This window comes from Fodinicola feengrottensis (assembly GCF_039530045.1).
GTDB lineage: Bacteria > Actinomycetota > Actinomycetes > Mycobacteriales > HKI-0501 > Fodinicola > Fodinicola feengrottensis.
In genome coordinates, this window is record NZ_BAAANY010000030.1 from 62100 (window position 1) to 81721 (window position 19622).

The window sequence follows — 19622 nt, forward strand, 5'->3', positions numbered from 1 at the left end:
GGTAGTAGCCAGGGCCGCCGTGCAGGATCGTGTTCGGGTCGCCGCCGTTGGCGATGAACGCCCGCGGCGCGAACACCGCGGTCGCCACGCTGGCGATCATCGCGAGCGTGAAGAACATCGACTCGGCGCCACCGTGTCCGAGCCCGGCCATGATCGCGCCGTTGGGCGTACGGTTGCCGCGCATCGATTTCCCCACCCGGAAGCTGAAAAATCGGAGGACCTCCTCACACACCGCGTAGACAGCCGGCGCGATCAGTCCGGTCATCAGCAACCCGGTGGCATGCGTAGTGGCCCGAATGCCCAGAAAAATCGGCTGCTGGACGATCAGGTTGAGCACGTAAAAGCCAGCCGCCACAACGAAAATCACCAATGGCACCCGCAGCCGCTTCCGCAGCACAAACGCCACCACCAGCGCACCCAGTCCGGCGATCAGCGCCGCGACCGCCAACGCCACCAACGCTCCTGTGTTCATTTCACATCCCTCTCAGACGTACAGCTCACTTGACAAGATGTACAGCGCCCTTGACTTGATGTCAAACGACCTTGTCATACGGGAACGTGTGTGTACGCGGGAGGTGTTGCTTAAAACTCAAATGATGTGCAGTTCGGAGCGGGTGGCGCCGGCGACGAAGCGGTCGGTGGACATCGCTGAAACGTCAACGAAAGGCTGCCGGCGCAGGTAGAGATCACGGACGACCTCGCCGACGGCGGGTCCCATCAGGAAGCCATGGCCGGAAAAGCCACACGCGTAGAGGAAACGGGACACCCCCGCCACTTCGCCGATCAGCGCGTCGTGGTCCGGGGTGACTTCGTAGAGGCCCGCCCAGGTGTGCGCGATGCCCACGTCGGCGAGGGCCGGTGCGCGTACGGACACCGCCTCGGCGAGCCCGGACAGCCAGCGGTCATCGGTACGCGTGTGAAAGCCCGGCTCTTCGTCCGGCGACATCCCAAAAAGCAGTCCCGGACCTTCTCGATGGAAGTAGAACGTGGACGAATAGTCCAACGTCATCGGGAATCGCTCTGGCAGAACGGAAACCGGCTCGGTGACGGCGATCTGCCGACGTACCGGCGTGACCGGCAGCGCGGTGCCGGCCATCTCCCCCACCGACCGCGACCACGCGCCAGCGCAGCAGATCACCGTGTCCGTACGCACAAAGCCCGCACTGGTGTGGACACCGACGATCTCGTCGCCGGACTTTTCGATCGAGGACGCACAAACCCCGGTGACCAGCCGAGCACCATGCCGGCGGGCCGCGGTGGCATAGCCCGCGACCGCGGCCTCGGGTGTGCAGTAGCCGTCGCCTGGCGAGTACGCGGCGCCGACCAATCCGTCGGTGACCACCAATGGATTGAGTCGCAGGACCTCGGCCGGGTCGATTATCCGTGATTCCAGAGCAAAATCGGCCTGCACTGCGACAGCTTCCGAGAAGCCGCGCAGATCGTCCTCAGTGGACAGCAGGAAGAGATATCCAACCTGCTCAAGGTCAATCTGCCCGCCTGGACGGTCCGCGAAAGTGCGCCAGGTCCGCAAAGACCGGGCGCCGAGCGCGATGTTCGCCAGCGTGGAAAACGACGCCCGTACGCCGCCGGCGGCCTTGGAGGTCGAACCGGCGCCGAGAGAATCCCGCTCTATCAACAGAACATCTCGCACACCGGCCTCGGCGAGGTGGAATGCCGTGGAAACCCCGACAATCCCCCCGCCGATGACGACAACCGAAGCCCGCTCGGGCAGCGTACGGACCACTAGACGCGGAAGTCGAGATCGGCGGGCAGCACGGTGGTGTCCATCTGCGCCTTCTGCAGCTTGCCGGAGTAGTCCCAGTTGAGAGACTGCCACTGGGTCACCGCATCGAGCACCCAAATGCCGGACTGGCGCGAGCCGTTGCCAGACTTTCCGTTGCCGCCAAAGGGAAGATGCGCCTCAGCGCCGGACGTGGAGTTGTTCACGCTGGTCATGCCGGCGCTGATGCCGTTGGCGAAGGTGAAGGCCGTCCGCGGGTCGTTGGTGTAGATCGCGCTGGACAGCCCGTAACCGTGCCCGTTCGCCAGTTCGATCGCCTCGGCGATGTCGGTGTACGTGCCGACGCCGACCAGCGGCCCGAAGGTCTCCTTCGCATAGAGCTCGTCGCCGGGCTTGATGCCGTCGACGATCACCGGGTGCGCGTAAAAACCGTCACTCGGGTCGCCGACGAAGCCGCGCCGCGGCGCGTCCGCGGTGATCTGGCCGGTGCTGCCGGAGCCGGAAACCTTGTGGTGGTCGGCGATCCAGTCCAGGAACGCCTCGTAGCGGTGCAGATACGTCTCAGAAATCATCGGTCCGTAAAGGACGTTCTCCGACGGGTCGCCGATGACGGCGTTCTCTACGGCGGCGCTGAACCGGCTGAGGAACTCGTCGTGTACGTCCGCGTGCACCCAGATCGTGCCGGTCGACGTGCAGCGCTGGCCGGCCGTACCGAAACTGCCGAAGAGCGCGCCCTCCACCGCCAGGTCGAGGTCGGCGTCAGCGGCCACCACCAGCGGGTTTTTGCCGCCCAGCTCCAAAATCGGGGTCTGCAGGTAACGGCCGGAGAGCTCGCTGATCTTGCGGCCGGTCTCGGTCGAACCGGTGAAGCCGATCTTGTCGAGCGTGCCGGCCTCCAACGCGGCTGCCAGGCCGTCGGACGTACTCGGACCGTCGGCGTGTACGAGGTTCAACACACCCGCCGGCACGCCCGCGCGGACCATGATCTCGGCGAAGGCGTCGCCGATCGCGGGGGTCAGCTCGGACGGCTTCCAGACGATCGAGTTGCCGGCCAGCAGCGCCGGGATGATGTACCACGACGGAACGGCGATCGGGAAGTTGGACGCGGTCACGATCGCGATCGTGCCCACCGGCCGGCGGAAGGTGAACAGCTGCTTGTCACCAACCTCGCTCGGCACGGTCTGGCCGTACAGCCGGCGGCCCTCGCCGAGGAAGAAGTCGCAGGTGTCGATGACTTCCTGCACCTCGCCGAGCGACTCCGCGTACGGCTTGCCCATCTCGCGGGTGACCAGCCGGGACAGCGCTTCCTTGTTGGCCCGTACGAGCTGGCCGATGGCGCCGATGACCTGGCCGCGCACGGGAGCCGGCACGGCCGCCCAGCCGGCCTGCGCGGCGCTGGCCACCCGGCACGCGTCGACGAAGGTCTCGGCGCTGGCCATCGGGAACCGCGCCACCACGTCGGTGCGCTGGGCCGGGTTGGTCGAGTCGAGCAGCTCGCCGGTCGCCGCGACTCGCTGGCCGCCGATCAGGTGGGAGAGCACACGGGTGTCAGAACTAGTGGAGGGCATAAGGGCACCGTAATTTCTCGGACCCTGCGGAATCAACCCGGGCTCCGTGTGAAAGTCTTCCTGCTTTTTGGCAGTGACGCCGGATGACCTCCGGTCGACTCGGCAATATTACGACAAACAATCGCGACCTTCCCTCTTAGTTGTCTACATCTAGTTGCCAAGACACTAGATGTGTGCGTATAGTTGCCAACGACTAAGGAGGTGGTCATGACCCAGCGCAGGATTTCCAACCCACTCGCGCTCGCGGTGCTCGGCTTGCTGTTCGAGAAACCCCTGCACCCGTACGACATGGTCGCCACCCTCCGCGACCGGGAGAAGCACGACAGCATCAACATCAAGTACGGGTCGCTCTACACGGTCGTACGGGCGCTGGAGCGGGACGGGCTGATCGTCGGGGCCGGGACCGTACGCGAAGGGCGTTATCCCGAGCGGACGCTGTACGAGATCACCCCGGCCGGGCGGGTCGAGTTCCACGACTGGCTCGCCGAGCTGATCGGCACGCCCCAGCAGGAGTTTCCGCAGTTTCTCGCCGGTCTGTCGTTGCTGCCCGGGCTGCCGCCAGCCGAGGCAGCCAATCTTTTGGAGGCCCGCGCGGAAAAACTCGCCGCCCGAGTGGCCGAGTTGCGGACCCAGCTGGCCGAGCGGCCAGCGGATTTCTGGGAGGTGTTCGTGATCGAGGACGACTACCGGCTCACCGTTTTCACCGCCGAGCTGGACTGGGTCCGGCGGCTGGCCGCCCGCATCCGCAGTGACGACCTCAGTGGCATCGCCGAGCTGCGCGAGCTGCACCGACACCACGGAAGCGGCCCGATGGAGTGAAACGAGACGGTCCCCGGGCGATGCGGCAACACCGCGCCGGAGACCTGGATGGCACATCCCGGCCGAGGCCTGAGACCCGCGTCCCCAAACCGCACGGTATCAGGGCGCCTCGGTAGTTCGTACGTCCCTGATATCCCGAGGAGTTTTGCTGTGTCTTCACCACGTGTTCTCGTCATTGGCGCTGGTACGGGCGGTCTCGCGTTGGCCCACGGGCTCAAACGCGCCGGCATTGCGGTCACCGTTTTCGAGCGGGACCGCACTCGTACCGACGGCCTGCAGGGCTACCGGGTCGGCATCTCGCCGGATGGTAGCCGAGCCCTGCATGACCTGCTGCCGCCCCAACTGTTCGACATCTTCGTCGCGACTACCGCTCGCGGGCCGATCTATTTCAATCAGTACACCGAAAAATGGGGTGAGCTGCTGTCGATGGGGCCGGAGTCCTCACCCACCCCGGCACCGGCACCGGACGCGGTCGCCCAGGACCGCTCGGTCAGCCGCATGACGCTGCGCCAGGTTTTGTTGACCGGACTGGAGGATGTCGTCCAGTTCGACAAGGTTTACCAACGGTATGAGCAAAACGTCGACGGCACCGTGACCGCCTATTTCGAGGACGGCAGCACCGCGACCGGCGACGTGCTGGTCGCCGCCGACGGCACGAATTCGCGGGTACGCCAACAGTATCTGCCGCAGGCGAAGATGTTCGACACTGGTTTGGTCGGTATCACCGGGAAAACTGCTTTGAACGACCGCACCAGAGCGCTGCTGCCGGAGAAGGCGCAGCGTGGGGTGTCGATGGTCTTCGCTCCCGGCGGCACCAGCTGCATCGTGCACGTGATGGAGTTTGGCTGGGACGAGAACGGAAAACCGAAGAACACCATTGGCGGCAGCGATGCCGAACTGCTGGCCGGCTGGCCGGGGCTGCAGTGGGACAACACCCGCGACTACGTGATGGTCGGTTTTGGTACGGCCGCACGACTGTTGCCGACGAATATCATGCAGATGCGTGGACAGGAGCTAAAAGACCTGCTAGTTGCCCGTACAAGCAGCTGGCACCCGCACTTACGTGAGCTGTTCTCGGTGATCGACCCAGGCAGCTGTTTCCCGCTGAACATGCGCACTACCGAACGACTTCCGCAGTGGCCGACCACGAATGTCACGCTCATCGGCGACGCGATCCACACCATGACCCCGGGCCGCGGAGTCGGCGCCAACACGGCTCTGCGGGACGCCCGGCTGCTGTGCCGGATGCTGGTCGCCGCCCGCGACGGTGAGGTCAAACTGCTCGACGGCATCCGGTCGTACGAAACGAAAATGATCGACTATGCCTTCGACGCAGTCGAAAAGTCGCTGTCCGGGATGACCGTCGACCAGCCGATGTTCAAGCCGGTGATCGGGCCGTTGGCGATGGCCGGCATGCGCACTTCGATGCGGGTCATCAACCGTGTCCCGGCGCTGAAACGCAAAGTGGCCCGCTCGTACGCCGACGTTCGCGACCAGGACGACGACTAGAGCCTCCCGAGCTGGACGTTTTCGCTGTCAGTTTCGACAGCGAAAACGTCCAGTTCACGGAAAGGCACTACGCAAGATAGCCGGCCACCATCGTCAACGGCAGTGCGACGAGCAATGTCATGCCGGCCAATTGCACGCCCCGCAACGGCCAGCCATCGGGTCGAGCGTAGGTCTCGGGTTCCGGAAGCATCACGGCCACCATCAGCGGCACCCCGAAGAAGGCGCCGTACGCGAAGCCGCTCCACTGCGGCGCGACGTTCAGAAACGCGCTGAGCAACAGGACCCACGACGTGCACGAGACCCGGAAGGTGCTCCAGATCAAACCGGTGTCCAGGCCCCAGAGCAGCGGAGTCACCCACCAGGGGCGGTCCGGATCATGTCCGAGGACCTTCGCGGTCTGCCGCTTGAGCCCGACCGTGTACGTGTTGCGAACCACCGCTCGTACGTCGACACAGATGGCTACCACCGCGGCGAGCGCGCAGATCGCCACCGCCAGCGGACGCGCGACGTACGAGCTGACCACCGTGCCGACCTGGTAAACGACCGCGACGACCAGCGCCGCCATCGCGATGTGCGCACTGGCGAGCACGGCCGGGTAGGCGAGCGCTCGACGGTGGGTGACTGGATCCCCTTGCACGAAGGGGCGGATCACTCCGATGAAGGATCGGCCTCAAGGACTGAACAGCTGCGCGAAGCCCGCGGCCGCCGCCACCGCGAGGGCCCACACCGCAGGCCATGGCACCGCCGCGCTACCAGCGGAACCAGATGGAGCAGTTGAACGGCCCCTGCCAGCAGGTCGACGCGTTCCCCGAGCATTCGCCACAGCCCCAGGTGAAGCCGCCGGACGTACACGTCCACAGCACCCGGTGGTAGCCGGACGGACAGGTGTATCGGTCGCGGCTGACCTGGTAGTAGCACCACGTACAGGTGGCGAGCGAGCAGCACGGCGAGCCGAGGCAGTCAGCCGCGGCGGCCTTGGAGTCCAGCAGCACGGCGAGCCCGGCGATGAACGCCGACGACGCCGCCAGCAGGCCGAACCGGCGCCGGCCGGAGATCGTCTGCTCGATCTCCTCGGTCGCCTCGGGAGTGACGCATTCCAGGGACGCAGTCATGTCCGGACCGTTCCTTCCTTCATCACAGAGCGCGGCATGGTGTGCGGCGACAGCAACGGGGTCAGCTGCCGGAACGACGGAATGGTCTGGGCCAGCAGCGGCTCACCGTTTCGGTAAATGGCGACCGACGGGATCACATCGATTTCCAGCGCGACCGCGACATCCCCGCTGACGTCGACCGTCGACCGGTCCTGGGCGATCCCCATGTTCGCCAGCCACTGTGCGCCTTCGGCCTCGGAATGGGCCTGTTGCAGGACGACCCACAGGTTCGACGAGTTCTGCTTGCGCAGTCCGTCGGCGATCGAACGACAGGTCGTACAGGAGGTGGACAGGAACAGCAGGACGAGATAGGGCTCGCTGTCCAGCTCTGCTGGCAGACCGATCGCCGACGGCGCGATCAGCCGGTCGACCGGCAGCTGGATCGGCTCCGGGTTGTCCTCCAGTTTCAGTCTGGCCCGGATCAGCTCCAGAGTCCGGTATTGGTCGACCAGCGCGAGCAGACAGACCGCCAGCAACAGACCGAGAACGGCGATCGCTATCCAGACAAACGTCATGGCATCTCCTGGTTCTTGCCGGCCGCCTGTGTCTGCAGGACCCGCAGGTACGCGCGGTTTCGCAGCATGGGGGCCAGAAGTTGCGTTCCGGCGACCACCACCGCGAGGGCGAGCGTCAGGCCGGCAAACTGCCCGATTCCCGACCAGGCGTGGTCGGGAGCCAGAAAGCTGTCGAGCGCGACGACCAACCACAACGGCAGCGCGGCGAGTTGACGCCAGCCGAGGGTGGCGTCACCGGTGCTGCCATAACACGCGCACCGGATACGCTCACCGCGCGACATCGCGACCACGGCCGCACCGGCAAACGCGAATCCCAGCGCGGCCACCAAAGCCGCGGAGCCGCCGGGTGCGACCGTCAATCCGATGGCGGCGGCGATCTCCACCAGTGGAACGACAATCGCCACCGCCGCGGCGAACGGAACCCGCAATGCTTGCAGGGTCTGCCGAAAAGGACGTGGGGCGGCCAGTTTCTGGGTCGCCGCGTACAGCAGGACCAGCGCCGCGCCGAATCGGAGCGCGACGTCCAACAGCGCGATCACGACTACGCCGTGCGGGTGGCCAGAACCTGCGCGGTGGGCAGTTCGGTGTCCAGGATGCAGACCTGGATCCGCTTTTTGCCCATGTTTTCCAGCAATGGCGTCGGCGCGAGCTGGGTGCCGGCGACGCTGAAACCACCGTTGGGCAAGCTCTTGGGCATGCCCTGGATCCAGTGACAAACCGGAATCGCGGCCACCGCTGCCCCTGGCCAGTCGTCGGTCACGGTGACCAGGTCGCCCACCCGCGGCGTGACGTGGGCCGGGAATCCCGCGTACGGCACCATTTGCGGCGACGTGACGGGCCGTGCGTTCGCGGTGTTGGACCGCTCAACCAGCAAAACGGCGCCGCCGGCCTGACCTACTCGGCCAAGATCAGCGCGCTTTCCCGTTGGCTGATATGGCTCACTTTGCGCGGCATTCGCGGTGTTGTCGACGGCAAGAGTGGTGGCCGTAGCGGCTGCCACCACGGCGCCGACCCTCAGGACCTGGCGACGCGAGATCTGACGGCTGATTGTCATGGAAACCCCCGTTGTCGATGAGCGGGCGTTGTCGATGAGCGGAAAAGGCATAAAAGATGCCTTACTCAGCGTCCTATCGGCCTTACGTGTTGTCAAGGACGAGATGGGATGTCCACGGCCACCAACTCGCTACGTATCGCTCGACGGTAGGTATTTGTCCATTTCAATAGAGAAACGACGCCGCGAATCGGGTCATTTCTCCAGCACGTCAAAATGATTCTTGACCTGAAGTGGTCAGTGGGTGGCCGCCCGCGAGGGTGACGTTGTGAGGCGTCACGACGTCACCCTCGGCGTGGGTCAGCTGCTTGCCGTGAGACCACCGTCGGAGGACAGGACCAGGGCGATGGTGACCTTGCCGGTCTTCAATGCCTGCTTGCTGAGCGGGCCGGCGGCATCCAGCGAGGTGAAAGACCCGAACGACAGGGCGTAGGTCTTCACCAGTCCGGGCACGCAATATGGCCGAGCCGCACTGTTGCACTCCGGCGGACCACCGATGATGGTGGCCTTCCCCGAGCACTTGCTGGCGAAGTCGGACAGGGTCTTCACGCTGTTCTTCTGCGCGAATGCGGTGGTGACGGCGAAAGCGTTCTGGTCGGTGGCGGCGGCCGGCTTGCCGAACGACAGCCCCTTGTCCTTGCCCAGCGCGGTCAGCGCTGCCACCGTCTTGTCAATATCCGGCGTCGCCTGCGGCTTGGCCTTGTCGGGGTTCATGAACTCGGTGAGGGTGGCGGCGTATTCCGGAACCACCTGGATCTCGCCCTTTTCCAACGCCGGCAGGTAAAGCTCGCGGTTGCCGATGGTCTTCACCGAGGAGGTGAAGCCGGCCGACTTGAGCACATCGGCGTAGATGTTGGCCAGCGTCTGGCTTTCGCTGAAGTTGGCCGCCCCGATCACCACTGTGCCGGAACCCTTTTGCAGGCCATCGCTGAGCTTCTGCGCGGCGATGAAACCGCTGGCCGCGACCGCCGAGGTCTGCCGGTCGATGTCGACCTGCTTGTTGAGCGCGATCAGCGTTTTGCTGTCCAGCGCCGCCGACACCTTGTCCAGTGCCGCGGTCAGCGCGGGGGTGGCGGCCTTGGTGTTGATCGCCGGGATGACGTTGTCCGAGTTCTGCAGCTTCTTGTCGTCGTCCAGCACGACCAGGTCGTTGCCGGCGACCGGTGCGCAGCCGGCCTTGGTGGTGGCCGTGCCGTTGGAGCCCGTGCCGCCGCCGGAGGAGCCGGCCTGCCCGCAGGCGGCCAGCGAACCGGCCATCGCCAGTGCCGCTATGCCCAGAACAATGCTTCGAGAGCGCATGAACGCCCGCCTTCTGTGTCCCGCTGGCAACCCTGCCAACGCGTGTCCGACGGGTCGCATCGCGGCCCGCACTTTCCCTAGCAGCGTACTGAAGGCGTACGACAACGCATCCCCAGCCCGAAGATCGGCGTTCCGTACGTACGAGTTTGGCTGGTTTCAGGCTGCCGCGCCGGCTGGATCCGCGGTGATCGGCTTGGTGGTTTTCCGGCGTACGCGGCCCGGGGTCAGCATTCGCTGGGCGAGCGCCAGGATGCCCTCAGTGGCGAGCGCGAGCACCGCCACCAGGAAGCCGCCGGCCAGGATCACGCCACTCTTCTGCTGGCCGAGCCCGAGGTTGATGATGTTGCCAAGGCCACCGCCACCGACCAGCGCGGCCAGCGTGGTGGTCGCCACCACCTGCACCGCGGCGGTCCGGAAACCGGCCGCGATCAGCGGAATCGCCAGCGGCACCTCCACTCGCCACAGGGTTTGACTGGCGGACAGGCCCATGCCGCGAGCCGCGTCCACCACGTCCGGATCGACGCCGCGAATGCCCACATACGTGTTGGAAAGCAGTGGTGGGATAGCGAAAACGGCGAGCGAGATCACGGTCGCTGGCGTACCAAAGAACCACGCTCCGATCGACGACAGGATCGTCAGCAGAGCGAGCGTCGGAATCGCCCGGGAGGCATTGGAGATCACCACCACCGCGTTGCCGCCGCGGCCGGTGTGGCCGAGCCACAGTCCCAGCGACCAGGCGATCGCGCAGGCGATCAGGACGGCCAGGAACGAGATCCACAGGTGCTGGCCGGTGAGCGAGAGGATGCCTTGCGGGCCCTGCCAGTTGTCGGGGTCGTTGAGCCAGACGACGGCGTCGGTGATCGGGTTCACAGAAATGCTCCAGCAATCCGGCTCACGTGGCCCGCCTTCGGGCCCACGGAGACAACATTTTGGTCACAGTTGCCAGCAACACGTCCGCGAAGAGCGCCAGCACCACGCACAGCAGCGAGGCGGTGACGATCTGCGCACGATAGAAGTTCTGGTTGAACCCCTGCAGGATCAGCTGCCCGAGGCCGCCGCTGCCGACCGCCGCACCCACCGTGACGAGCGCCACCGTGGACACCGTCGCGACCCGGATGCCGGTCATGATCGACGGCAACGCGATCGGCAGGTCTACCTGCCAAAACATCTTCCCGGCGCCATAGCCCATCCCGCGCGCGGCATCTCTTACTTCCTCCGGCACGCCGTTCAGCCCCGCGACCGTGTTCCGCACCAGGATCAGCAGCGCGTACATGACCAGTCCGACCACCACCGGTGTGTCGTTCAGGCCAGTGAAAGGCACCAGGGCGGCGAAAAGTGCCAGCGACGGGATGGTGTACATCACCCCGGTGATGCCCACGATAGGGGCCGCCAACCAGCGGACCCGGCTGGCCAGCAGGCCGAGCGGGATGGCGATAACCGTCGCGATCACGATGGATTCGAGCGTTAAGGTGACGTGCTCGAGGAAATGATTAAGGATGGAACCGGCGTTGTCTTGCAGGTACGACCAACTCAACCACGGGTTGGGCGCATCGGCCGGGCTCGCGAGCACGGCAGTGTCACTATGTAACGCGCCGTACCGAATGACCGCCTGGAGATTGGACACGGGGTGGACGCTACCGCGAAGCCCGCGATCCGGCTGGACAATGTCAGCAAGCAGTATCCCGATGGCACGGTCGCCGTCGCATCGCTGACCATAGAGATCCCCGAGGGGGAATTAGTCGCTTTTGTCGGCCCATCTGGCTGTGGGAAATCCACCACACTCCGGATGATCAACCGGCTCACCGAACCGACCAGCGGCACGCTCTGGCTGGAGGGCGAGGACGTCACCCGCGTCGACACCGTTCGGCTGCGCCGCCGGATCGGGTACGTGATCCAGCAGGTCGGGCTGTTTCCGCACCAGGACGTGCGGACCAACGTCGGCACCGTGCCACGGCTGCTCGGCTGGGACGCCAAGCGCATCCGGGAGCGTACGGAGGAGCTGCTGGACCTGGTCGGCCTCGACCCGGCCGTCTTCGGCAAGCGCTATCCGCATGAGCTCTCCGGCGGCCAACGCCAGCGCGTCGGGGTCGCCCGCGCGCTCGCCGCGGACCCGGTCGTCCTGCTGATGGACGAGCCCTTTTCGGCCATCGACCCGATCGCCCGCGGCCGGCTGCAGGAGGAGTTTCTGCGTCTGCAGGCCGAAGTACGCAAGACGATCGTGATGGTCACCCACGATGTCGACGAGGCCGTACGGATGGCCGACCGGATCGCGGTGTTCTCCGAGGGCGGCAAGCTCGAGCAGTACGCCGAGCCGGCCACCATCCTCGGCGCCCCGTCATCCTCGTTCGTGGCCGACTTCGTCGGCGGCGACCGGTCGTTGCGCCGGCTCGCCGTCACCCCGGTCGACCTCACGATGCTGGCGCCGCTGTCGGACTTCTCGCTGACCAACCGGGACGACATCCCGACCATCCCGGTGAAGTCGAGCCTCAAGGACGCCCTCGCCGTCCTGCTGGCCGGCGATACCGGCTGGGTGGCCGTACGGGATGGCTCGGAGACTTTGGGCGTGCTGTCCCCGCAGGCTCTGCACCAGACCCTTCGGCACGCCCTGCCTCCCGAAGCCGCGTCCGTCGACGACTGAGGCTTGCCTTGAGATTGGTCGTTGGGTGATTTCCCGCACTCGACGTCATTCGTGGGAGGAGACCGAGCTGAGCGTCACCGGATCGGGGTCGAACTGGACCTTCGGGTCGAACGTGAGTGTTAGTCGACCCGGTTGCCGCTGACAGGTCACCGTGTAGGAGAACGGCGTCTCGACGAACCTCACGGTGGCCACCAACTCGTCTCCATCGCCATGAGCGCTGGTGAGAATTCGCTGCCTGTCCTGAAATTCCTGCCAGTCGCCGGCCGCGCAGACGACGCTTTCACCGTACTGATACTTGCCATCCTGGAAGTCGAGCACCAGGCTGCCGTCGGTTTCCCACCTCGCGGCAGCGAGCTCGACCTGGTTCGGCTCGAACTGGTACGTCCGACCGTCGCCGGCCGGCGGCGTCGAGCCGGTCGGCGGCTCGATCCGCAGCTGGCCAGGCAGAGCGACCTCTCGTACGTCCTCATGACGCAGCGCCGGCAACCCGAACTCCCACACCACGTCCAGCACCGCCTGCATGTCCGGAACCGCGCCGGTCATGACCACGACGGCGTCTTCTGCCGGGAAAACAACGCAGAACTGGCCGAAAGCCCCGTCCCCACGATAAACGCCGTGCCGGCATCGCCAGAACTGGTAGCCGTAGCCCTGCTGCCAGTCGTCGGCACTGTCCGCGCTGCCGTTGGGCACCTGCCGCGCCGTCGCCGCCTCGACCCAGGCCGCTGGTACGAGCTGTTGCCCCCGCCATTTTCCTTGCTGCAGAAGGAACTGTCCAAAAACGGCAATGCTCTCGGTCACCAGGCTCAGGCCGAATCCGCCGAACGTGACGCCTTCCTCGCTGGCGGGCCACACCGCTTCGGTCATGCCGAGGGGCTCGAACAGCCGCGGCCGCAGGTAGTCCAGAAGAAGCTCGCCAGTCACCCTCTGCAGGATCGCTGACAGCATGTAGGTCGCGCCGGTGTTATAGACGAAATATGTCCCCGGCTCGTGTTTGACCTCGGTCGCGAGGAAAACCCGCATCATCCGCTCAGGATCGGCCCGCATCGGCTCGATGGTGTCCTCGTGGTGACCGGTCGTCATCGTCAGCAGGTCACGGATCCGCATCGCGGCCAGGTTGTCGCTCACCGACTCCGGCAGTTCGGCCGGGAAGAACGAGACCACCCGGTCATCGAGCGACAGTTTCCCGTCCTCGATCACCAGGCCGATCGCCATCGACGTGAAGCTTTTCGACAGCGAAAACAAAAGATGCCGCTCATTCAGCCGATAAGGCGCCCATTCCTCCTCCAGTACGACAGAGCCGTGGCTTACCACCATCAGCGTCTGGATTTCCTGTCCGCAGCCGGCCAACGCGCCGACGAACGAGCGCATGGCGGTGCTCGACAGACCCTGCTCTTCGGGCGTACTCCTGGAAAGTCTCACGAACCGAAGCTACCTTAATTCGCAGCGAATTCTCGACGGCTTTGTCGCCGCGGCAGAATTCGGATACTCAGCCTCGCTGTTTAGGGCGTGTCTCCTCATTCCAGGTGGATGAGGGTCGAGATCCAAGCGTCGTCCTGCGAGTGCCGGGCGGTCGCGCTCATACCTTTGTTGTATGGGTGTGATCGTCCGGTGCTCGCAGGACGGCGCTTGGGCTCGGCCCTCGCCGCCTGGGATGAGGAGACACGCCCTAGTGCTCCACGGCCTCGTGTTTGAGCAGATAGTCGATGAAGGAAGCGCGCAGCACCGGCTCGGCGTCGCCAAGACCGTGCCCGGTGAACTCCCGCCAGAGCGCGACGGCGTCGTCGACGGCCAGCCCGATGTCGCCGGTGGAGTTGTCCAGCCGCTCGGTGTCGGAGGCCGCCGGGAGATGCCGCAGAAGGTCGACGAAAAACCGGATGTCGCCGTGGTGCCGGGCGGTGCTGAAGGCGCGTTGCCGCAACTCCTCGGTGGGCAGCCCGTCCAGCGCCTGGAACCGCGGGTCGTTCGTCATCGGTGTGCTCCTGTCGTCCGAGTTAGCGTACGAGTACGCAGATCACGTCTTCGCCAGCAGGGCGGACCCATCGTGTTCGGTCACCGTCACGTCCCGGTCCGTCAGGATCGCCACGCACCCGACGTGATCCGGGTCCGGCCGCAGATCGGTCAGCCGTACGAGCGGAGCCGGCCGGCCGGGCACCGTCCAGTCCAGCAGTCGGGCCGGCTCGGCCGGTCCGCTGACCCGCAGCCGGGCCGGACTGATCGCCAAGCCGTCGCCAGTGGCCTTCAGCAGGGCTTCTTTTCGGCACCAGTACGTGAAAAAGCCCTCCGGCGGACCGGCAGCCAGCACTCGTTGCTCGGCTTGGGCGAGGACGGTGTCCCGCAGCGACTCCACGTCCAATGCCCGGTCGATCCACTCGACGTCCACGCCGACCGGATGCCCAGCCGCCAGCGCCACCGCGACCCAGCCGCCGGAATGCGAGAGCGACGTCTCCCAGCCCGAACCGGGCAGGAGCGGCTTGCCATGGTCGGCGCCGCAGTGCACGCACACCCGGCTGAAGACGATGTCGGCCGGCGGCTGCTCCAGCCGCTCAGCCAGCAGCAACCGGGTGAGGGCGTGTGCGACCAGGTAGAGGGCGCGGTCATTCGCTCGTACGTACGCACGGTGGCGGTCGCGTTCGGCGGCCGGCAGCACCGCGAGCAACTCGTCGCGAGCGTCGGCGGTCCGCGCCCACCACACCTGGCAGGTGTCAGAACCCGGGAGCATGCGGGTCTTTCGGCTCCGCGACCGGCTTGTCGTCGTCATCGTCCCGCGGCGGGATCCGGCAGGATCGCTCCAGCCACAACGCGGCCGCTATCAGCAGCCCCGCGGTGAGGACGCCACCAGCGGCGATCGGCGTCTCGGTCACCGCGACGTTGAGCCGGCTGGCGGCGGACAGCACGTAGACGAAGGTGCCCGCGTACAGGCCGCAGAACAGCGCGCCGGCGATCGACGACGCCTTGGCCAGCACGATCAACCGGGCGGCGGTCAGCGGCGGGATCGGCTCGGTGCCGGGCTTGCGGGCGATCCGGGCCCGGGTGGACCGGGCCGTCAGGGCCTCGATGACCGCGAGCAGAGCGAAGGTGGCCAACGGCAGGGTCGGCACCGCTATATCGCCGTAGAAGCGCTGGACCAGCACATACGCGGCGATGGCCGCGATCACGAAGGTGACCAGCAGGGTCACCGGCCGGGTCGGTCCGATCGACGGCTTCGGCGGCCCGCTCCTGGACTCACTCACTGCGGCCCCTCCCAGCTGGTGCGACGGCTCCGGCGAATCGTGACGGACACGTCGGTGAAGGTGCGCTGGATCGGCGCCTGCGGTTTGTGGATGGTGACGGTGGCCGCGGCGACCCGCGCATCGGTCAGGCACGCGTCGGCGAGGCGGGCGGCGAGCGCCTCCAACAGGTTGACCGGCGGCCCGGCGACCACCTCGGCCAGCCGCTCGGCGAGATCGCCATAGTCAATCGTGTCGGTCAGGTCGTCGCTCCTGGCGGCCGCGGTGGTGTCGGTTTCGAGCACCACGTCGACGACGAAGTCCTGGCCGTCCGCCCGCTCATGGTCGAAAACGCCGTGAAAACCGCGCACTCGCAGCCCGGTGAGGCTGATCTGATCGCTCATCGCTGGCCGCTGACCGCCTGCCACACCGCGATCGCGTCGGCGGTCGATCGCACGTCATGCACCCGTACGCCCCAAACGCCCGCCTCCAGCGCCAACACGGTGGTGGCGAGGGTGGCGTCCTGGCGCTCCTCGACCTGCCGTGGGGTGCCGTCCGGACCGGCCAGCAGCCGTCCCAAGAAGGACTTGCGGCTGGCCCCGACCAGCACCGGGAAACCCAGCGCGAGCAGCACGTCCAGGTGCGCCAGCAGCTGCCAGTTGTGCTCGGCCCGCTTGGCGAACCCCAGGCCCGGATCGACCACCAGGTTGGCCGGGTCGACGCCGGCCGCGATGGCCGCGTCCGCGCAGGTGGACAGCTCGTCGCGGACCTCGCTGACCACGTCCTCGTACGAGGCCAGCTCATACATGTCCCGGCTGTGGCCGCGCCAGTGCATCAACACCCAAGGGCATCCCGCGTCGGCGACCACCTTGGCCATTTGCGGGTCGGCGAGACCGCCGGACACGTCGTTGACCCAGCGCGCGCCGGCCGCGAGCGCGGCCTCGGCCACCTGCGCCCGGCTGGTGTCCACCGACAGTGCGATGCCTTCAGCGGCGAGATCCGCTATCACCGGCACGACCCGTTTGATCTCAGTGTCGGCGTCCACTCGGCTCGCGCCCGGCCGGGTCGACTCGCCACCGACGTCCACCAGGTGCGCGCCCTCGGCGGCCATCCGCCGGCCGTGCGCCAGCGCCGCGTCGACGTTCACGTACCGACCGCCGTCGGAGAAGGAATCCGGGGTGACGTTGAGAACGCCCATCACCGCCGGTGCCGCTATCCCGCCGGGCTGCCAGTACGTCATCACTTGCCGATAATCAGGCTCATCGCCTCGGCCCGCGAGGTGGCGGACCGCTCGAAGATGCCGCGCACCGCGGAGGTCACGGTTCGCGCGCCGGGCCGGCGAATGCCTCGCATGGACATGCACAGATGCTCGCACTCGAGGACGACAATCGCGCCCCGAGGATTCAACCGCTCGACCATCGAGTCGGCGATCTGCGCGGTCAACCGCTCCTGCACCTGCGGCCGCCGGGCGTAGCCGTCGACCAGCCGGGCCAGCTTGGACAGCCCGGTGATGCGGCCGTCCGCGCCCGGGATGTAGCCGACGTGCGCGACGCCGTGGAAGGGCACCAGGTGGTGCTCGCAGGTCGAATACAGCTCGATGTCCTTGACCAGCACCAACTCCTGGTGGCCGGCCTCGAACGTGGTGGTCAGCGAGGCCGCCGGATCCATCAGCAGACCGGAGAACATCTCGGCGTACGACTTGGCCACCCGGCGCGGCGTCTCCCGCAGCCCGTCGCGGTCCGGGTCCTCGCCGATCGCGATCAGGATCTCGTGCACGGCCGCCGCGATCCGGTCCAGATCCACACGCGGCGGATCCGCCACGGAAACCGTGGCGGATCCGTCCAGATCAGGCCCGTTGCTCCCGGTCAGCTCAGGCTCCCGACGGGTACGGCGGGTTGGTGCCCGGGTTGTGCGGCAGCGGGATCTGCTGGGTCGCTTCGGGGTCCGCGGCCTCGCCGTACGACGGCAGGTCGCCGCTGACCGAGGCCGACTCGCCGTACAGGTCGCCGACCGAACCGTTCGCCGGCTTGCTCATGTTCAGCACCGCCAGCTCGCGCGGGGTCATGACCGGCGGCTTGTCGCTGGGCGTGCGCTTGCCGAAGCCGTTGTACGGAGCCAGCGGCGGACGCTTGACCACCCGGTGCGCGATCCGCTCCAGGTCGGTCTTGACCAGCGTCTCCTTCTCCATCAGCTCCAGCACCATCGCGTCCAGGACATCCCGGTATTCGACCAGGATCTCCCAGGCCTCGTCGTGCGCCATCTCGATCAGGCCGCGTACTTCCTGGTCGATCAGCGCGGCGACGGAGTCCGAGTAGTTGGCCTCGTGACCCATGGTGCGGCCGAGGAACGGCTCACCGTCGGTCTGGCCGTACTTCACCGCACCCAGCTTGGTCGACATGCCGTATTCGGTGACCATCGCGCGGGCCATCCCGGTGGCCTTCTGGATGTCGTCGGACGCACCGGTGGTGGGCTCGTGGTAGACAAGCTCCTCGGCGGCCCGGCCACCCAGCGCGTACGCGAGGGTGTCGATCATCTCGGACCGGGTCTGGTTGTACTTGTCCTCGGTCGGCAGCACCAGGGTGTGCCCGAGCGAGCGGCTGCGCGGCAGGATCGTCAGCTTGTGCACCGGCGCGGAATGCGGCAGCGCCCAGGCGACCAGCGCGTGGCCGGACTCGTGGTAGGCGGTGACCTTCTTTTCCCGGTCGCTCATCACCCGGGTCTTGCGCTGCGGGCCCCCGATCACCCGGTCGATGGCCTCTTCCAACGTGTCGTTGGTGATGGCCTTCAGGTCCGTACGAGCGGTCAGCAGCGCGCCCTCGTTGATCACGTTCGCGAGGTCGGCACCGGTGAAGCCGGGCGTCCGGCGGGCGATCGTGTCCAGATCCACGTCCGGAGCGAACGGCTTGCCCTTGGCATGCACCCGCAGGATGGCCTTGCGGCCCTCCATGTCCGGGCGGTCCACCGCGATCTGCCGGTCGAACCGGCCGGGCCGCAGCAGCGCCGGGTCCAGGATGTCCGGCCGGTTGGTGGCGGCGATCATGATCACGCCGCCCTTCACGTCGAAGCCGTCCATTTCGACCAGCATCTGGTTCAGGGTCTGCTCACGCTCGTCGTGCCCACCACCGAGGCCCGCGCCACGGTGCCGGCCAACCGCGTCGATCTCGTCGACGAAGATGATCGCCGGCGCGTTCGCCTTGGCCTGCTCGAACAGGTCCCGTACGCGAGAAGCACCGACACCGACGAACATCTCGACGAAGTCCGAACCGGAGATGGAGTAGAACGGCACCGCGGCCTCGCCGGCGACGGCGCGGGCGAGCAGCGTCTTACCGGTGCCGGGCGGGCCGAACAGCAGCACGCCCTTGGGGATCTTGGCGCCGATGGCCTGGAACTTGGCGGGCGCGGCGAGGAAGTCCTTGATCTCCTCGAGCTCCTCGATCGCCTCGTCAGCGCCGGCCACGTCCGCGAACGTGGTCTTCGGGGTGTCCTTGCTGACCAGCTTGGCCTTGGACTTGCCGAAGTTCATGACCCGGTTGCCGCCGCCCTGCATCTGGCTCATGAAGAAGAACACCAGAAGCAGCAGCACCGCGACCGGCAGCAGGCTGATCAGCAGGCTGGCCCAGAAAGAGTCTTTCGTCACCTTGGTGTCGAAAGCGACGCCCTTGGCGCCGGCCTTCCCATTTGGCCAGATGGTGGCGAAAATCGCCGAGGTTGCCTCGGCCGGGTAACTGGCTTCCACCTTGGTGGAGCCGTCGACCGGGTTCTTCAGGTTCAGCTGGAGGACCTGCTCACGGTCCTCGATCGTGGCACTGACCACGTTTCCGCTGGTCACCTGTGAAAGGGCGATCGACGTGCTGACCTTTTTGTAGTCGTCACCATTGGTGAAGAAGGTGGTCAGCACCAGCGCGGCCAGAACCACCAGCACGATCCAGACGATGGGCCGACGGAGTATACGAGTGCGATCCATGCTGCATGCGAGGCGCCATGACGGGCCCCGACCCCTCCTGATCCAACGAATGAAAGCTCGGCGGTAGTGCTCATTGGCCGGACGACAACGCTAAGAGAACATGTCCAGCGGTTGGCGATATCCCTCAAGGCTACCTCCCGCTGTCCGCTGACGCCGACAGA

General features: G+C 66.5%; 22 protein-coding genes. 3 read left to right on the forward strand and 19 right to left on the reverse strand.

Features of this window, described 5'->3' with window-relative positions:
* The 3 genes from ABD301_RS31120 to ABD301_RS31130 all read right to left on the reverse strand — a co-directional run.
* Positions 1–472, reverse strand: a 472-nt coding sequence (locus ABD301_RS31120; RefSeq protein WP_344313850.1) for a YhfC family glutamic-type intramembrane protease, incomplete at its 3' end; no start/stop codon positions are given.
* Positions 473–589: 117 nt separating this feature from the next.
* The gene (locus tag ABD301_RS31125; RefSeq protein ID WP_344313851.1) at positions 590–1744 is read right to left on the reverse strand and encodes an NAD(P)/FAD-dependent oxidoreductase; all 1155 of its coding nucleotides are present in this window, start codon (positions 1742–1744) and stop codon (positions 590–592) included.
* Positions 1744–3309 carry an aldehyde dehydrogenase family protein gene (locus ABD301_RS31130; protein ID WP_344313852.1) on the reverse strand — a complete coding sequence of 522 codons (1566 nt, stop codon included), beginning with the start codon at positions 3307–3309 and terminating at the stop codon, positions 1744–1746. Before ABD301_RS31130 ends, ABD301_RS31125 begins: the two co-directional genes overlap by 1 nt.
* A 207-nt stretch (positions 3310–3516) precedes the next feature.
* On the opposite strand from ABD301_RS31130, the gene ABD301_RS31135 reads away from it, so the two are divergent.
* Positions 3517–4128 carry a PadR family transcriptional regulator gene (locus tag ABD301_RS31135; protein ID WP_344313853.1) on the forward strand — a complete coding sequence of 204 codons (612 nt, stop codon included), beginning with the start codon at positions 3517–3519 and terminating at the stop codon, positions 4126–4128.
* Positions 4129–4278: 150 nt separating this feature from the next.
* On the forward strand, positions 4279–5637 hold the full coding sequence (locus tag ABD301_RS31140; RefSeq protein WP_344313854.1) for an FAD-dependent oxidoreductase: 1359 nt from the start codon (positions 4279–4281) through the stop codon (positions 5635–5637).
* A 67-nt stretch (positions 5638–5704) separates the two neighbouring features.
* On the opposite strand, the gene ABD301_RS31145 is transcribed toward ABD301_RS31140, so the two are convergent.
* The 8 genes from ABD301_RS31145 to ABD301_RS31180 all read right to left on the reverse strand — a co-directional run bounded on the left by ABD301_RS31145 (position 5705) and on the right by ABD301_RS31180 (position 11277).
* The gene (locus ABD301_RS31145) at positions 5705–6289 is read right to left on the reverse strand and encodes a hypothetical protein (RefSeq protein WP_344313855.1); all 585 of its coding nucleotides are present in this window, start codon (positions 6287–6289) and stop codon (positions 5705–5707) included.
* A 97-nt stretch (positions 6290–6386) separates the two neighbouring features.
* Positions 6387–6749, reverse strand: a complete 363-nt coding sequence (locus tag ABD301_RS31150; RefSeq protein WP_344313856.1) for a hypothetical protein — start codon at positions 6747–6749, stop codon at positions 6387–6389.
* Positions 6746–7303, reverse strand: coding sequence for a thioredoxin domain-containing protein (locus tag ABD301_RS31155; protein ID WP_163566978.1), 558 nt, complete (start codon positions 7301–7303; stop codon positions 6746–6748). The genes ABD301_RS31150 and ABD301_RS31155 overlap by 4 nt, the downstream gene beginning before the upstream one ends.
* A complete protein-coding gene (locus ABD301_RS31160; protein ID WP_163566977.1) occupies positions 7300–7842 on the reverse strand; it encodes a MauE/DoxX family redox-associated membrane protein in 543 nt (180 codons plus the stop codon). Before ABD301_RS31160 ends, ABD301_RS31155 begins: the two co-directional genes overlap by 4 nt.
* A 2-nt stretch (positions 7843–7844) precedes the next feature.
* The gene (locus tag ABD301_RS31165; RefSeq protein WP_344313857.1) at positions 7845–8357 is read right to left on the reverse strand and encodes a twin-arginine translocation signal domain-containing protein; all 513 of its coding nucleotides are present in this window, start codon (positions 8355–8357) and stop codon (positions 7845–7847) included.
* A gap of 297 nt (positions 8358–8654) precedes the next feature.
* Positions 8655–9653, reverse strand: a complete 999-nt coding sequence (locus ABD301_RS31170; protein WP_344313858.1) for a glycine betaine ABC transporter substrate-binding protein — start codon at positions 9651–9653, stop codon at positions 8655–8657.
* 156 nt (positions 9654–9809) lie between these two features.
* On the reverse strand, positions 9810–10523 hold the full coding sequence (locus ABD301_RS31175) for an ABC transporter permease (protein ID WP_163566974.1): 714 nt from the start codon (positions 10521–10523) through the stop codon (positions 9810–9812).
* Between the two features lie 22 nt (positions 10524–10545).
* Positions 10546–11277, reverse strand: coding sequence for an ABC transporter permease (locus ABD301_RS31180; protein ID WP_279579252.1), 732 nt, complete (start codon positions 11275–11277; stop codon positions 10546–10548).
* Between the two features lie 3 nt (positions 11278–11280).
* Here ABD301_RS31180 and ABD301_RS31185 point away from each other — a divergent pair, with 3 nt between their 5' ends.
* Positions 11281–12291, forward strand: coding sequence for an ABC transporter ATP-binding protein (locus tag ABD301_RS31185; RefSeq protein WP_344313859.1), 1011 nt, complete (start codon positions 11281–11283; stop codon positions 12289–12291).
* 45 nt (positions 12292–12336) lie between these two features.
* On the opposite strand, the gene ABD301_RS31190 is transcribed toward ABD301_RS31185, so the two are convergent.
* The 8 genes from ABD301_RS31190 to ftsH all read right to left on the reverse strand — a co-directional run bounded on the left by ABD301_RS31190 (position 12337) and on the right by ftsH (position 19461).
* Positions 12337–13710: a serine hydrolase domain-containing protein gene (locus tag ABD301_RS31190; protein WP_279579251.1), complete on the reverse strand. Its 1374-nt coding sequence runs from the start codon at positions 13708–13710 to the stop codon at positions 12337–12339.
* 247 nt (positions 13711–13957) lie between these two features.
* Entirely contained in the window at positions 13958–14260 is a 303-nt protein-coding gene (locus ABD301_RS31195) for a hypothetical protein (RefSeq protein ID WP_344313860.1), read from the reverse strand.
* 42 nt (positions 14261–14302) lie between these two features.
* Positions 14303–15010: a 4'-phosphopantetheinyl transferase family protein gene (locus ABD301_RS31200; protein ID WP_344313862.1), complete on the reverse strand. Its 708-nt coding sequence runs from the start codon at positions 15008–15010 to the stop codon at positions 14303–14305.
* Positions 14994–15521 carry a DUF3180 domain-containing protein gene (locus ABD301_RS31205; RefSeq protein WP_344313863.1) on the reverse strand — a complete coding sequence of 176 codons (528 nt, stop codon included), beginning with the start codon at positions 15519–15521 and terminating at the stop codon, positions 14994–14996. Before ABD301_RS31205 ends, ABD301_RS31200 begins: the two co-directional genes overlap by 17 nt.
* On the reverse strand, positions 15518–15901 hold the full coding sequence (folB, locus tag ABD301_RS31210) for a dihydroneopterin aldolase (RefSeq protein WP_344313864.1): 384 nt from the start codon (positions 15899–15901) through the stop codon (positions 15518–15520). The genes ABD301_RS31205 and folB overlap by 4 nt, the downstream gene beginning before the upstream one ends.
* On the reverse strand, positions 15898–16737 hold the full coding sequence (gene folP / locus ABD301_RS31215) for a dihydropteroate synthase (RefSeq protein WP_344313865.1): 840 nt from the start codon (positions 16735–16737) through the stop codon (positions 15898–15900). The genes folB and folP overlap by 4 nt, the downstream gene beginning before the upstream one ends.
* Complete coding sequence (gene folE / locus ABD301_RS31220; RefSeq protein WP_344313866.1) at positions 16737–17318, reverse strand: GTP cyclohydrolase I FolE; 582 nt, start codon at positions 17316–17318, stop codon at positions 16737–16739. The genes folP and folE overlap by 1 nt, the downstream gene beginning before the upstream one ends.
* 49 nt (positions 17319–17367) lie before the next feature.
* Entirely contained in the window at positions 17368–19461 is a 2094-nt protein-coding gene (ftsH, locus tag ABD301_RS31225) for an ATP-dependent zinc metalloprotease FtsH (RefSeq protein WP_344313867.1), read from the reverse strand.
* Between the last annotated feature and the right edge of the window lie 161 nt (positions 19462–19622).